The sequence below is a fragment of the Nocardia cyriacigeorgica genome, from assembly GCF_005863245.1.
In the GTDB taxonomy this organism is placed as follows: Bacteria; Actinomycetota; Actinomycetes; order Mycobacteriales; family Mycobacteriaceae; genus Nocardia; species Nocardia cyriacigeorgica_C.
Genome location: NZ_VBUT01000012.1, coordinates 69939 through 83347, shown reverse-complemented (window position 1 = coordinate 83347; position 13409 = coordinate 69939). Strand labels below are relative to the sequence as shown.

The 13409-nt window shown below is 69.0% G+C and carries 16 protein-coding genes; 8 read left to right on the top strand and 8 right to left on the bottom strand.

Going from position 1 to position 13409, the window contains the following annotated elements; translation table 11 throughout:
• The first annotated feature begins 12 nt into the window (after positions 1–12).
• From FEK34_RS26045 to FEK34_RS26025, 6 genes are all read left to right on the top strand, one after another.
• The gene (locus FEK34_RS26045; protein ID WP_138452004.1) at positions 13–1095 is read left to right on the top strand and encodes an MCE family protein; all 1083 of its coding nucleotides are present in this window, start codon (positions 13–15) and stop codon (positions 1093–1095) included.
• Positions 1092–2354, top strand: a complete 1263-nt coding sequence (locus FEK34_RS26040; protein ID WP_138452002.1) for an MCE family protein — start codon at positions 1092–1094, stop codon at positions 2352–2354. The genes FEK34_RS26045 and FEK34_RS26040 overlap by 4 nt, the downstream gene beginning before the upstream one ends.
• Before the next feature lie 151 nt (positions 2355–2505).
• Positions 2506–2658: a hypothetical protein gene (locus FEK34_RS31000; RefSeq protein WP_171048407.1), complete on the top strand. Its 153-nt coding sequence runs from the start codon at positions 2506–2508 to the stop codon at positions 2656–2658.
• A 23-nt stretch (positions 2659–2681) separates the two neighbouring features.
• Positions 2682–3134 carry a hypothetical protein gene (locus FEK34_RS30995; protein WP_138452000.1) on the top strand — a complete coding sequence of 151 codons (453 nt, stop codon included), beginning with the start codon at positions 2682–2684 and terminating at the stop codon, positions 3132–3134.
• Between the two features lie 26 nt (positions 3135–3160).
• Positions 3161–3751, top strand: coding sequence for an SRPBCC family protein (locus FEK34_RS26030; RefSeq protein WP_138451998.1), 591 nt, complete (start codon positions 3161–3163; stop codon positions 3749–3751).
• Positions 3752–3818: 67 nt separating this feature from the next.
• Positions 3819–4205 carry a phage holin family protein gene (locus FEK34_RS26025; protein WP_138451997.1) on the top strand — a complete coding sequence of 129 codons (387 nt, stop codon included), beginning with the start codon at positions 3819–3821 and terminating at the stop codon, positions 4203–4205.
• Between the two features lie 106 nt (positions 4206–4311).
• Here the strand turns inward: FEK34_RS26025 and FEK34_RS26020 are convergent, their stop codons facing one another.
• Positions 4312–5412 carry a DUF6670 family protein gene (locus tag FEK34_RS26020; protein ID WP_249359620.1) on the bottom strand — a complete coding sequence of 367 codons (1101 nt, stop codon included), beginning with the start codon at positions 5410–5412 and terminating at the stop codon, positions 4312–4314.
• A gap of 104 nt (positions 5413–5516) precedes the next feature.
• Complete coding sequence (locus tag FEK34_RS26015; protein ID WP_138451995.1) at positions 5517–6146, bottom strand: TetR/AcrR family transcriptional regulator; 630 nt, start codon at positions 6144–6146, stop codon at positions 5517–5519.
• 81 nt (positions 6147–6227) lie between these two features.
• Between FEK34_RS26015 and FEK34_RS26010 the strand changes: the two genes are divergently transcribed.
• Together FEK34_RS26010 and FEK34_RS26005 are read left to right on the top strand one after the other, a co-directional pair.
• A complete protein-coding gene (locus FEK34_RS26010) occupies positions 6228–6746 on the top strand; it encodes a MarR family winged helix-turn-helix transcriptional regulator (protein ID WP_138451993.1) in 519 nt (172 codons plus the stop codon).
• Positions 6743–7123 (top strand): DUF5313 family protein, encoded by a 381-nt coding sequence (locus FEK34_RS26005; protein WP_138451991.1) that lies wholly within the window; start codon positions 6743–6745, stop codon positions 7121–7123. The genes FEK34_RS26010 and FEK34_RS26005 overlap by 4 nt, the downstream gene beginning before the upstream one ends.
• Before the next feature lie 59 nt (positions 7124–7182).
• On the opposite strand, the gene FEK34_RS26000 is transcribed toward FEK34_RS26005, so the two are convergent.
• The 6 genes from FEK34_RS26000 to FEK34_RS25975 are packed head-to-tail and all read right to left on the bottom strand — an operon-like array spanning position 7183 to position 13396.
• The gene (locus tag FEK34_RS26000) at positions 7183–8139 is read right to left on the bottom strand and encodes an MlaD family protein (protein WP_138451989.1); all 957 of its coding nucleotides are present in this window, start codon (positions 8137–8139) and stop codon (positions 7183–7185) included.
• The gene (locus FEK34_RS25995) at positions 8136–9215 is read right to left on the bottom strand and encodes an MlaD family protein (RefSeq protein WP_138451987.1); all 1080 of its coding nucleotides are present in this window, start codon (positions 9213–9215) and stop codon (positions 8136–8138) included. Before FEK34_RS25995 ends, FEK34_RS26000 begins: the two co-directional genes overlap by 4 nt.
• Complete coding sequence (locus FEK34_RS25990; protein WP_138451985.1) at positions 9212–10315, bottom strand: MlaD family protein; 1104 nt, start codon at positions 10313–10315, stop codon at positions 9212–9214. Before FEK34_RS25990 ends, FEK34_RS25995 begins: the two co-directional genes overlap by 4 nt.
• Positions 10315–11382, bottom strand: a complete 1068-nt coding sequence (locus FEK34_RS25985; protein WP_249359619.1) for an MlaD family protein — start codon at positions 11380–11382, stop codon at positions 10315–10317. The genes FEK34_RS25990 and FEK34_RS25985 overlap by 1 nt, the downstream gene beginning before the upstream one ends.
• Positions 11370–12374 (bottom strand): MlaD family protein, encoded by a 1005-nt coding sequence (locus tag FEK34_RS25980; protein WP_138451984.1) that lies wholly within the window; start codon positions 12372–12374, stop codon positions 11370–11372. Before FEK34_RS25980 ends, FEK34_RS25985 begins: the two co-directional genes overlap by 13 nt.
• Positions 12371–13396 carry an MlaD family protein gene (locus FEK34_RS25975; protein WP_249359637.1) on the bottom strand — a complete coding sequence of 342 codons (1026 nt, stop codon included), beginning with the start codon at positions 13394–13396 and terminating at the stop codon, positions 12371–12373. The genes FEK34_RS25980 and FEK34_RS25975 overlap by 4 nt, the downstream gene beginning before the upstream one ends.
• Positions 13397–13409 lie beyond the last annotated feature (13 nt).

Genomic DNA, 13409 nt, shown 5'->3' with positions numbered 1-13409 from the left:
GAAGGCAGCAGCATGAGCGGACGGCTCACCCGCATCACCGGCGCCGTGCTCGCGGTGCTCACCGTCGGCGGCTGTGCGGTCACCATCGACAACCTGCCGCTGCCGCAACCCGGTGTGGACGGGCCGAGCTACACCCTGCACGCGGTCTTCGACGACGCCCTCAACCTGCCCGAACGCGCACGGGTCAAGATCGGCGGCACCGATGTCGGCGTGGTCACCGAGATCGACACCATGGATTTCCGCGCCGAAGTCCAGCTGACCATCAGCAGCGATATCCAGCTCCCCGAGGGCACCCGTGCCGAACTGCGCCAGGCGACGCCGCTCGGCGATATCTTCATCGGACTCACCCTGCCCGCGAAGCGCCCCGGCGCCGCGCTGCTCACCGACGGCGACACCATCGACCGCGAGCACACCTCGGCGGGTGCGTCGGTGGAGCAGCTGATGATGTCGATGTCGATGCTGCTCGACGGCGGCGCGCTCAATCAGGTCGCGCGAATCACCAACGAGATGAACTCGATGATCGGCGGCCGCGGCCCGCAGCTGGCGCATCTGCTCACCGAGCTGACCGAGACGCTGGACGCGTTGAACCAGCGCACCGGCCAGATCGACAGCGTGCTGCACGGCCTGACCGGGCTCACCACCGTGCTCAACGCTCGCAAGGCCGAATTGGGCGCTGCCGCAGAGCAATTCCCGCCGCTGATCGGGGTGATCGCCGAGAACAATCAAGCCATCGTCGATCTCACCGCGAAGGTGTCGGTCACCATGGCCGCGCTCGGCGATTTCACCACCACCACAGGCGAGCAGTTCCGCAGCCTGTTCGACAGCGTGCAGCAGCTGATGGGCGGGTTCACCCGGATGGGCGACAACCTGGCGGGCACTCTCGACGGCCTGCACACTCTGTATCCGTCGCTGCAAGCGACCACCGAGGGCACCGCTCTCGCGGTGGGTGCGCGGATCTCGTATCTGAGTCTGGGGGCGCTGACCGATCCGCGCGGCAGCCGACTGCCCGATGGCAGCGATCCGGCCGCCTTCGTCGGCAGTCTGGCGCAGGTGCTGGCCCGGGTGCAGGAACGATTGCAGGGCGGGCACCGATGAAGCGGCACCTGACCTATCCGCTGCTGCGGCTGCTCGATGCCGGCCTGCGGCTGGCGGATCGGTGGCTCGATCGCGGGGCGAGTGTGCTCGTGCGCGGCGCGACCTGGCTCTCGGACCGGGTGACGATGGTCGCCTCGATCGGCCTGGTCGCGATGCTGCTGCTCGGCTCCGGCTATATCGCGGTCGACATCGTGCGGTTCAACCCGTTGCGGGAGACCTACCGGGTGACGGTGTTGCTGCCGGTCTCGGGTGGGCTGCTGGCCGACAACGACGTCACCGTGCGCGGGGTACGGGTGGGCACGGTGCGGTCGGTGGAGTTGTCCGGCTCCGGGGTCACGGCCGTCGCGGAAATCGAGTCCGGTATCCGGATCTCGCAGGACACGACGGCTGCCGTCCAGCGCCTGTCCGCGGCCGGTGAGCAGTACCTGGATCTGCGGCCGAGCACCGGCGACGGCCCCTACCTGGCCGATGGTTCGGTGATCGATGCGGCTCGGGTGTCCACGCCGGTGACGATCGAATCGTTCCTGTCCAATACCAGCGGGCTGATCTCGGGGCTGAACCCGCAGCGCCTCGGCGTCATCGTGGACGAACTGGACAAGGCGCTCGCCGACGGGCCCGACCGGCTGCGCAGCGTCATCGCCGGGATCAGCCAGGCCATGGCCGGGCTCACCGGGATGCTTCCGCAGACCACCCAACTCATCCGGAATCTGAGCGTCATCGCCGAAACCACCTCACACGCCCAACCCGATCTCGGCACGCTGGTGCGCGGCTCCGGCATCCTGTTCGACCAGTTGACCGCCGCCGACCAGGAGGTCCGGCGGCTGCTCGATCTCGGGCCCGGCCAGCTGGCGACCCTCGGCGGCGTCATCGCCGAGACCACCGACCCGATCACCGATCTAGTGACGAACTTCGTCGCCATCACCCGCGCCGCCCGGCTGCGCACCCCGGCCATGCGAGCGCTGTTCCCGGCGATCCGGCTCGGCTCGGCCGCCATGGGAATCCCGGCCCACGACAACGCCTTCCACACCCTCACCGACATCTGGCCGCGCCCGACCTGCGAATACGAGACCATCCCCGTCTCCCCCACGCAGATCTCCGACGGCCGGGTCCGCCTCTACAACTACTGCGTCACCACCCGCCCCGAGATCCAGATCCGTGGCTCCGCCAACGCGCCACGCCCGCAGGTGCCCGACAGTGGCGCCGGTCCCCCGCCCGGCGTCAGCGGTGACGAGCTGTCGGTCCCGTTGCCCGCCAAGTGAACGCACCCCATCGACGACAGGACTGCAATGAGCGTCAAAGACCCGGAACCGAACCGATCAGACGAGGCACCCTCCGGCGCCAGTGCTGACATCGCGGACCCGGCCGCCGACTCCGAAACGAGCGCACCCGCGGCATCCGATGCCGGTGCCGATGCCGGTGCTGATGCCGATGCTGATGCCGGTGCTGATGCCGATGCCGGTGCCGGTGCCGGTGCCGGTGCCGGTGCCGCCGACGGTGCCATCCCCAGACAGGGCCGAAGCGGCGACAGTGCGGATCGAATCACTCTGCGTCGCAACAGAGTAATTTGGTCGGCTGGCGCGGCTCTTGTGCTCGCAGCGCTGGGCGCCGCCGGGTACTTCGCCTTCCGTGCCGAGCAGATCCAGTCCCGCGAGGACGCCAAGGAGGCGGCGCGGCTGGCGGCGTGCGAGTACGCGCCGGTGCTGGCCGACTACAACGCGCAGAACCTCGACACCTATTTCGCCGCTGTGCTCGATGGGGCGACCGGAGCGTGGAAGCAGGAATTCGACGCCACCAGTAAGGACCTGCGCGAGGTGCTGACGCACGGGCAGGTGGTGTCGAGGCCGGGAGAGGTGCAGTGCGCCATCGAATCCGGCGACGAACACAGCGCCAGAGCGGTCGTCGTGATCGGGCAGTCGATCAGCAGCGTCGGCACCCAGGGGCAACCGCGCGAAGGGCAGCTCACGGTCACCCTGTCCATGCGGAACGTGGACGGATCGTGGCTGGTGAACGAGGTCAGCTCGCCGCTGCTGCCGCAGTGACCACCATCTATCGAGGGAACAAACCCATGAAACAACTCGTCATCGTCGCGGCGGTGCTCGTCGTCGCGGGCGCGGTCGCCGGGCTCATCGCGCTGGCCATTCTGCGTGCGCGAGTGCGAAAACTGTTGTCCGCCAGGGCCGAGCCGGAATCGGAGACGCTGCTGGACACCCTGCAATCGCGGCGCCCGACCTTCGAGATGACCGTGGTCTGCCGTTTCCACGCACCACCGGAGCGGATTTACGACGCCCTCGGTGAGGGTGCGTTCTCCTGGTTCCCGCTGATCAACGGCATCCGCTACCAGCGCGGCGAGCGCGGCGTCGGCGCCATGCGGACCCTTGACGCGCTGCTGTTCGCGGCCGTCGAACAGGTCACCAGGGCCGAGCCGGGCCGCCGCCTGACCGTGGTCGGCGTACGAACTTCGGTGCCGCTGGTGGTGCTCACCTACCAGCAGGATTTCCGGCTGGAACCCACCGCGGACGGCGGCACCGACGTCTCCTGGACCGTCGGCGGCCGCCCCGCCATCTTCGCGTTCCTCCCGGCGAGCTGGGTCGCACCGTTCGTCCGCCCCTTCGCCCGCTTCGCCCTCGGCCGACTGTCGACGCGGGTGGCGGCATGAACCGATCCACCGACGCCGCGATCGAGCACCGAACCGAGGGCGCACCACTGCGGCACAAGGAGCCGGCATGACCGAAACCATCACCGAACCGAGGCCTGGCTCCACCGCCCCGCAACCGGACACCCTGCTCACCAGCAGCTATCGAACGCTGCGCGCAGTGTGGAAGTGGTTGCGGCGCAAGGCTCTCGCACTGCGCGCCGACCTGCTCGACCGTCTACAGACCGCCCTGCTCGGCGCCGTCGCTCTGGGCGCCGCCGCCGTCATGCTGGCCTGCGCGGGCTATCTCCTGCTCGCCGCCGGGGTCGAGGTGCTCGACCTGTGGCTACCGCGCTGGGCTGCTCTCCTGATCGAGGGCTGCGCGCTCCTGCTCTTCGCGGCCGGCGCGGCAGGCATCGGCCTCTGGCTCCTGGCGCGCGCACGCCGCCGGCGGTCCACCGCACCCGGCGGCCATTAGGAGGCTCGACCACCACCTGCCCGGCAAGGTGTCGCGCCCGCCCGCAACAGCCGCGCGGCTCCCCCGCCTGCCGCCCGCGTCCACCCCCGGTGCACCCCTCAGCCCCTCACCGGCTCTCGCAGTCCACCCATTCCACGTACCCGCTCCCGTCGATCGGGCGCCCGCGCCAACTACCCGTGTAGGTCATCGCGCCCGCGTATCCGCGGCCGTGCCCGTAGCGCAGCGGCGAGTCGACCACGGCAGCCAGCGCGAAGACTTCGCGACTGCCGTCGCGCACCGACCAGCGCAGTGCGCGTGGCACCCGCATGACGCGGCCGAGTTCGTCCACGGCCGGGCGGTCGGACAGCACCTCCATGCGTACGTCGGTGTAGGCGCGGGCGTCACCGTCCAGGGAGCGCAGATGCGCCATGCGGCAGGCGGTGGTGCCCGCGGCGCGGACGTCGGTGAGCAGCAGTTGGGTGCGCTGGTCGAGGTTGATGATCTGGTAGGTGAAGAAGTCGACCGGCACCTTGAGGTTCTCGGGCACCGGGCGTGCGGTCAAGGCCTGCGGAGACAGGCAGCGCGCGTATTCGACCGTGCCCAGGGTGTCGAAAGCGGTGCTGCCCTCGGCGTCGGTGAGGGTGCCGCGGCAGGTCGCCAGCAGGCTGAAGTGGTCGTAGACGGGGGTGCGGATGAACCAGGACACCTGCGGCGTCGCGGTGATCTCGGCGTCCACCCGGAAGCCGGGATAGCGGCCGGTCAGGGTGAAATGCGGGTAGCTGCCGGTGATGTCGAGGTCCTCACCCCATCTGAGCGCCGAGCCGTCGACGGCGAATGCGCAGTCGGTGCGGGTGTCGTAGGCCCGGTAATGACGTTGCGCGGCATGCGCGGTCGAGGAGAAAACGGTGCTGGTGTGCCTGGCGTCGGCGACGGCCAAATAGTCGTTGTCGAAGCAGACCGAGCCGGTGGCGCCGATCAGCGTCATGGTGTTCAGGTAGCGGTGACGTCCGGGCAGGCGAGGCAGGAAGATCCCGTAGTGCGTCCACGCCCACAGCGACGAATCCTGGTGCGGCCGGAGCATCTCCGGCCGGTCGAACGGGCGGCTGGATTCGATGACCCGCCGGTCCACCCGTGGTGCGAGCCCGGACAGCAGCGCTCGTGCCGCGAGCCGCACCGGCAGGCTGCGCCGGCCTGGGTGGAACCGATCGGTGCTTGGGGTTGCCGACATCCGAGAACATCCTCTCGACCAGCGTGGACGTCCGCCGGGGCGGTCGTCCGGTCGACGCGCCGTTGCGTGACCACTCGGTAATTTACCGATCGGTCATACCGGGGTCAAGGAGTCCGCTGCCGATCGCGCATGCCCGCGTCGGCGATCAGGTCGACGATGCGCAGGCAGCGCGCGGCCATCTCCGGTGCCGACTGCTCCGGATGCCGCAGCCACCACCGCACCACCGAGCTGACCATCCCGGTCCACACCTCGGTGAGCACAGCCAGGTCGTCGGCATCGACCGTCCGCGCGCCCGCCTCGCCGACCACCGCGGCACCGCGCGAGGCCTGCTCGATCAGCCGTTGCCGCACCCGCGTCGCCTCGGCCAGCGCGTTTCCGTCGTCGGGCAGGCCGCGATCCCAGATGACGTTCCAGTCGTTGGGCCGCGGTTCCAGGGCGGCGAAGATCGCGGTGAACACCAGCGCGGGCAATTGCAGGCCCGAGGCGCCGTCGGCCATCGCGGTCTCGATGTGGCCGGTCAAGTTGTCGCCCGCTCGGCGCACACAGGCCGCGTACAGCCCGTCCTTGGAGGAGAAGTACGCCAGCACCATCGGTTTGGAGACCCCGGACCGGGCCGCCACCGCCGCCAGCGAGGTACCCGCGTATCCGTGCCTGCCGAACTCCTCGGTCGCGGCATCCAGGATCTGCCGCTCCCGCTCCGCGCGCGGAACACCCTTCGTACCTGCCGTGCCCATGCACCTATCAGACCACAGCCCGCACAGGATGCCGATCACATTACTTAACGCACTAACTATTAATGCGCTAACGTGGTGGGCATGAACGGACAGCCGACGGACCTCGAGCTCGACGATCCGCTGCGCCTGGACCGCCAGGTGTGCTTCGCCCTCGCGGTGGCCAACCGCGCGGTACTCGCGGTCTACCGGCCACTGCTGGAGCCGATGGGCCTGACCCATCCGCAGTATCTGGTGATGCTGGCGCTGTGGGGTTCGGCGCCGATGACGGTCAGGGAGATCGCCGAGGCCATCCAGCTCGACTCCCCCACCCTGTCGCCGCTGCTCAAGCGGCTGCACAGCGCCGGGCTGATCACCCGGGAACGCGATCCGCGCGACGAACGCAACCTGGTGATCGACCTGACCGAACAGGGCCGCGCCCTGCGCACTCAGGCCGAGGCCATCCCGCCCGCGGTGGTGCAGCGACTCGGCGTCAGCCTCGATGACCTGGAGGAATTGCACACCGTGCTGACCCGGGTGAACCAGGCGGCGCGCCGCTCGGTGCTCGCCGAGCCCGAAGCGACCGAAGCGAACAAGCACAGCACCGAAGGAGCCCGCTCATGAGCCGAGAACGCCGCCGCCCGAATCCGATCCAGTGGCTCGGCTACGCCTGCGGGCGCAGGTTGCCGGACTCCATGCGCGACTGGGTCCGCAACGATCTCACCGGCACATACGCCTTCCCCCGGCATGTGCTGCGCGGCCTGGTGCCGTTCGTCCCGCTGTTCGCGGTATTCCTGTTCTTCCCCGGTGAGCTGTGGTTACGCGGTTCGATGGTGCTGCTGGCGCTGCTGCTCGCGCTGTTCTACACCGTCGCCTTCATGCCGATGAACCGCGCGCACCGCCTCGCCAAGCACGGCTTGCCCGCAGATCTCGAGAACCCCGAACGCGCCGACCGCCGCGCCGAGGAACGCGCCCGCTACGCGGCACAGCACCCGCACTGAGAGCTACATGAGCGAGGCGTTTCGCGAGTACCGCCCTCGCTCATGTAGCTCTCGGTGAGCTATTTGACGGTGACGCGGACCTTGACGGCGTCGTCGTCGGTGGATTCGAGCGCCTGGGCGATGAGCGCCGACAGATCCAGGCGCGGACCGGCGGTGGTGACGGCATCGGCCAGCGGTTGCAGGCCGGGCAGCAGCGAGGCCAGTTCCGGGCCGACCTGATGCACCCATTCGGTGAGCCGTTGCAGGAACGGCACCAGGCCGTTGCCCTCGAGGTACATCTGCGGGGCGTCGCCGGTCTGGATCAGCCGGCCCACCGATTCGACCAGCTCGTCGAGTCGCTGCGCGAACTGGGTGAAGGCGGGCGCGGCGGCGGCGGTGGCCGGGCCCGCCCAGTCGATGTCCTGGGAGACGGTTTCGAAATCGTTGAGCAGCTGCGCGATCTGCGGTTCCCGGGACACGATGGTCGAGGCCAGCAGATCGGCGGCGCGGGTGAGCTCGGGCATCACGGCGTCGGTGCCGTGCAGCGCCACACTCATCGTCTCGGCCAGCGAACCGACCACCGCCGGGTCGAGCTGGTTCATCGTGTCGGTGACCATCCTGGCCGCCTCGGGAATCGACAGCGGGGTGCGCACGTCCTGCGACTGCAACCGCTGCCCATCCTCGAGGTACGGTCCCGCACCGGTTCTCGGCCGGAACTGCACATACGGTTCACCGAGCGCGGACAGATGCTCGATGGTGACGACGCTGTCGGTGGGCACCTTGTGCTCGCTGTCGACGCGCAACCCCACCTCCACCCCGGAGGCGGTGCGGTCCACCGACGTCACCCGGCCGACCTCGATACCGGTCAGCAGGATCGGCGAACCGACGCCGAGACCGCCGGAGTTCTTCAGCACCATCGACGCCTCGGTGTAGTCGGCGAACGGATCCACCTGCACCACACCGAAAGTCAGGTAGCTCGCGCCGAGCACGGTGATGGCGGCGATGCCGCCGAGAGAAGCCAGCGGGCCGATCTTCATCGGATGGCTCCGATCATGCGCAGGGTCTCGATGATGCGGTCGATCTGGTCGTCGGCGGAGACCGGGGCACCGCCTGACGGCGTCACCTGGACGTCGGCGATGTTCACCTTGGCGCCGCGCTCTACGAACGGAATGATCTTGTCCCGCAGCAATGCGGTGAGCAGCGCCAGATTCGACGGCGACGCGGTATTCAACGGCGCACCCGTGACCAGCGGCGCGAACGCCATCGCCGCCGCGTCACCGGCTTGCACCAGCGGCGTCAGCCAGGTCATCGAGGCGCCGACCGGCGCGAGCGCGCCGAAGATATCGGTGACCCCGCCGATGGAGTCGGTGGCATAGGTCATCTGCTGCACCGACTCCGGGCGCAGAATGTTGTCGAGTTCCGGCTGGATCTTGTGCAGCACACTGGAATTGGTTTCCAGGCCGTACAGCAGCCGGTCCACCTGATCGAGGTTGGCCGCCAGATCGACGACGTCCCCCGCGATCACCTGGGTGATGCGCTGGGTCTCCATCGGGTCCTGCGGCAGCACCGAGTTGAACCGGTTGATGATGTCCTGCACCTGCCCGACCGCGCCGCCCTGCACGAACACCGCCATCGCGGCCATGGTGTCCTCGAGCTGCACCGGCGGTTTGGTGTGCTCGAGGGTGATGGTGCCACCGCGCGGCAGCAGTGTGTCGAACCCGTCGGGCGGGGTGGTCAGCGCGATGTGGATGTCGCCGAGGACGGTGTTCTGCCGCAGTTCGGCGACGGTGGTGGCGGGCAGGCGCACGTCATCGGAGACCTCGATGTCGACCACCACGTAGCCGCCGCGTCCCTCGGGCGCCTCGGCCGCGGGCACCACGCGCACCGAATCCACCGTCCCGACCTGCGCGCCGTTGGCGATCACCTTGGCGCGGGCGGGCAGATTCAGCACATTCGCGAATTCGATGCTGACCTTGTAGGTCGACCCCGACACCGAGGTACCGGGCACCGGAACCTGCGATGGATCGAACGCACAGCCACCGGCATACAGCACTGCCGCCGAGGCCAGCGCGATCGCGGCCGAGCGCATCCGCTTGCCGAGCAACGCGGTCATCGCGTACCTGCCAATCCCAGCACCAGCTGAACGAGTTGGACATCGACCATGCCGTTGCCCGCACCCGCGCACCGGCCGGGCGCGACGGCGTTGATGGCGGCGCAGACCTGTTCGGCGTCGCGCTGGGCGATGGCCACCTTCGGCGGGGCGTAGACCAGGCCGGGCGCACCCGTCGCCGGATCGGTGACCGAGCGGAACGCCGAGGTCAGCGCCGGCGTCATCAGGACGATGTCGCGCAGCGATCCGACGTTGGCGCGCAACATCTTCACCAGCGGCAGCAAACCGTCCAGGGTGCCCATGAGCGGGTCGGCCAGGATGGTGGTCAGGTCGTTGAGCATGGGCAGCACCTCGCGCAGCCCGTCGAACAGGGCCGCGCCCGGCACCAGCAGATCATTGCTGGCCTGGTTCAACACCGGGGCCAGCCGGGTGAGCATGGTCTTCAGATCACCCCAGTGCGTGCTGACCTTCTGCGACACCGAGGAGAACGCGTCGAAGATGCCCGCGAGGTGGCCGATATCGGCGTCCGGCGATTTCAGCGTCGAACCCAGCTTCATGACCAGGTTGTTGATCTGCGCGCCGGTGCCCGCGGTGGCCGAATCCAGGGCGCGCAAGCCACCGGCCAGCGCGTCCGGCTGGGTCTGCGGGGTGCCGCCGATCTCCTCGGACAGGGCCGCGAGCGCGGTGATGGTTTCGGTGAGACTCTTGGGCGTCAGCGTTTTGGTGATGCATTGCCCGGCGTCCCACTCGTCGGCGGTCTTGCCGCTGGCCAGCACGGCGAGCTCACGGTCGGCGACGACGCTGTCGGACACCGTGGTCGCGGAGGCATCGGCATACACCGGATACTGGGCGTCGACCTCGAAATCCACGCGCACGGCCGCACCGTCGGGCCGGATGCCGGTCACCGTGCCGACGTCGATCCCGCGCATCGAGACCTTGTTGCCCTCGTACAGGCCGACGCTGTCGGGCATGATCGCGCAGTAGGACCTGGTCTCCTTGATCGGATCGAACGCGATCACATAGCCGACGACGGCGAGCACCACGATGACCAGCGCGCCCGCGATCGACATGAACGCCTGCGAGCCGAGAATCCGCTTCACCATCAGCACACCTTCCCCGGCACCGGAACACAGATCGGGCCCAGCGCCGCAGCCGGGTCCAGACCCGGTGGCGCGGTGACGGTTTCGCCCGAGCGGTCGATGGTCACCGGGCCGTCCGGGATCACCAGCCCGCTCAGCCGGTCGCCGAGCCCCTGCACGGCGGTGATGAGCGGTTCGAGCTGGGTGCCGAACTCTTGCAGCCGCGGCAGCGCGTCGGCGAGCTGCTGCGCCTTCGGTTTCAGCGTGTCGTCCCAGGCCGGTGCCAGCGTGGCCAGCCGTTGCACCACCGAGGACAGCAGGCCGACCGCCGCTTTCAGCTCGGCGCGCTTGTCCAGCAGCACGGTCTCCATCAGGTTGACGTTGTCCATCAGCCGGCCCAGATCCGACTTCGCGCCGTCGTACATGGTGACGTACTCGTCGGCGACGGCGATCGCGTTGGACACCTGGGTGCGCTGACGTTCGATGGCGTCGAGGTACTGGCCGAGGGTGTCCAGCGTGGTGCGCAGGGTGTCGGGAGCACCGTCGATCGAGGTCTGGATCGAGGCCAGATTGCGGCGCAGGGTGTCACCGTCGGTGGCCTGCAACGGCGCGGTGGCGTCCTGGAAGGTTTCGATCAGGCTGTAGGGCAGGCGGACCCGCTCGGCCGGAATCGGCTTGTCCCCCAAGGGCCGCTCACCGGCCGGGAACAGTGCGACGTAGTGGCCGCCGACGATGGTGAGCATCCGGATGTCGAGGGAGGTCTGATCGCCGACGAACACCTCCGAGTCAACGGTGAAGCGCATGACCACCCGATCCGGCTTCAACTCCAGCGATTCCACCGTGCCCACCGAGATTCCGGCCAGCCGCACATCGTCGCCCGCCTTCACCGATTGCGCTTCGGTGAGTTCGGCGGTGTAGGTGGTCTTGCCGAACGGCACCACGTACACCACCGCGGCCGCGACAGCGGCGATCACCAGCGCGACGGCGCCGATGATGCCCAGCCGCAACTCCTTACGCAGCCGGGTCGGCTCGTCCATGATCGGGGTATCGCGGCGGATCCGGCCCAGGCCGGGCAGTTTCACGCGTTGCATATCGCGACCTTCTGTCCGCCGATGAGCACCTGCACCGGCTCGGGCAGTTCGGCTTGTCCTTTGCTGCACTCCGGCTTCCACCCGGCGACGGTGCGCGGCAGGGCGTTGTCGACCGCGGCGAGCAGGCCGGGCAGCCGGCCGAACACCTCGACCGCCTCCTGCGGGTCCGGGAACAGCCCGCGGATCATCGCGTCCACATCGGTGCTGCCGTCGGTGGCCAGCCCGAGCGCGTCGAGCAGGCGGTCGATGGGGCCGAGCACCGAGGGCGCGGTCATGGCGAATTCGGCCAGGCCACCGACATTGGCGCGCAAGCCCTCGAAGATGTCGGACAGCCGCGCCAGCAGCGGCACCAGATGATGCACCCGGCCGCCCACCCGATCGGCCAGATCGGACATGTTGCCGACCAGGGTGGCGATCACTTCCTGCCGGTTGCCGACATGCTCGCTGAGCTTGCCGATGGCGTCCAGCGCCGGACCCAGACCGGCGCCGTCGCCCTCGATCACCGCGAGCATGCTCTCGGTGAACTGGTTGATCGCCTCCGGGGACATGGTGGCCAGCACCGGCTTCAAACCGTTGAACAGGCTGGTCACGTCGAACGACGGCAGCGTCATATCGGTGCCGATGCGGGCGCCGTCGGGCAGCCGGGTGCCCGGATTCGGCTGCTGCTGCAAGTCGATATAGCGCTGGCCGGTGAGGTTCTGGTACCGGATGGCCAGCACGCTGTTGTCGTAGATCGGGGTCGAGGTCTTGACCGTCAGCCGCACCTCGGCCTGATAGCCGTCGAGCTCGATGCCCTCCACCTTGCCGACCTGCACGCCGTACATGCGCACGTCATCGCCGACCTTGAGGCCGTTGGCGTCGGTGAACAGCGCGCTGTGCGCCTCGGTGTCACCGTCGACCGGCCGTTTGATCGCAGTCATCACGACCAGCAGAATCCCCACCATGACCGCGGCGAACGTCGCCAGCCGCCAGGCCGCACCACGCACCGTCATCGGGCACCTCCCTTCGCGGGCAGCCCGAGCAGCGGCACCGCGATACCCGGCACGCCACGCAGTTCCAGCTCGAGATCGAGAACGGGACCGTCCGGGGTGTCCTTCATGGCAGCGCCGAGCCGGGTCAGCAGCGCGCGCAGATCGGCCGCCGACTGCTGCGGGGTCGACACCGTGCGCGCCAGCACCGTGAGCATCGGCGCCAGCATGTCGGTGTAGCCCGACAGCTGCCCGGCCTCGGTGAGGGTGGTGGCCAGCGCGGGCAGAATCTGCCCGGTCAGCGCGGCCACACCGGCATCGAGCCGCTCGCGGTCGGTGTTCAGCACGTCGATCTCGACGAACTGATCGATGACCTCGATGGTGGCGCCGGCGAACTTGCCGCCACCCTCGAAGGCGCCGCCCAATCGTCCGACCAGCTCCGAGGACGGCATGGACTGGTTGTCAGCGACGGTGCGCGCGGCCGCGATCAACGCCTGCGCCAGCGGCGTGAACGCCTCCACATCCGCGGCCGCCTGTGCGATGACGGTCGCCATCTGCGGGGTGAACACCGTCGCACCCACCTGCGACATGCCGCGCAACAGGCTGCCCATGGTGGCGTCGTAGACGTCGGCGGCGCGGTCGCCGGTCAGGTCGATCACCATGTCCGCGCGCAGCGGCGAACCGCCGGAGCCCGGCAGCAATTCGAGCTCGCTGACGCCGAACAGATTCGACGGCGCGTAATCGACCTTCAGGCTGTCGTCCAGCCCGGACAGCCGGGACTCGTCGAGGTCGAGGGTGATGCGCTGGGTGCCGCGCTCAGCGGGCGCGATCTCGGCGACCTCGCCGACCAGCACGCCGTCCACGCGCACCTGGGTGCCCGCGATGACGCCGTCACCGATCTGCTCGGTCCGCAAGGCGATGCGCAGCCCGTCCTCGGAGCGCAGCCCGCGATAGCAGACGGTGGCGAGCACCACCGCGACGATCACGCCGACGATGGCCGCGCCCACCGTCATCGCGCGCGTGCGATCCGCTGCCACTCCGGGCATTCCGTATTTCGGC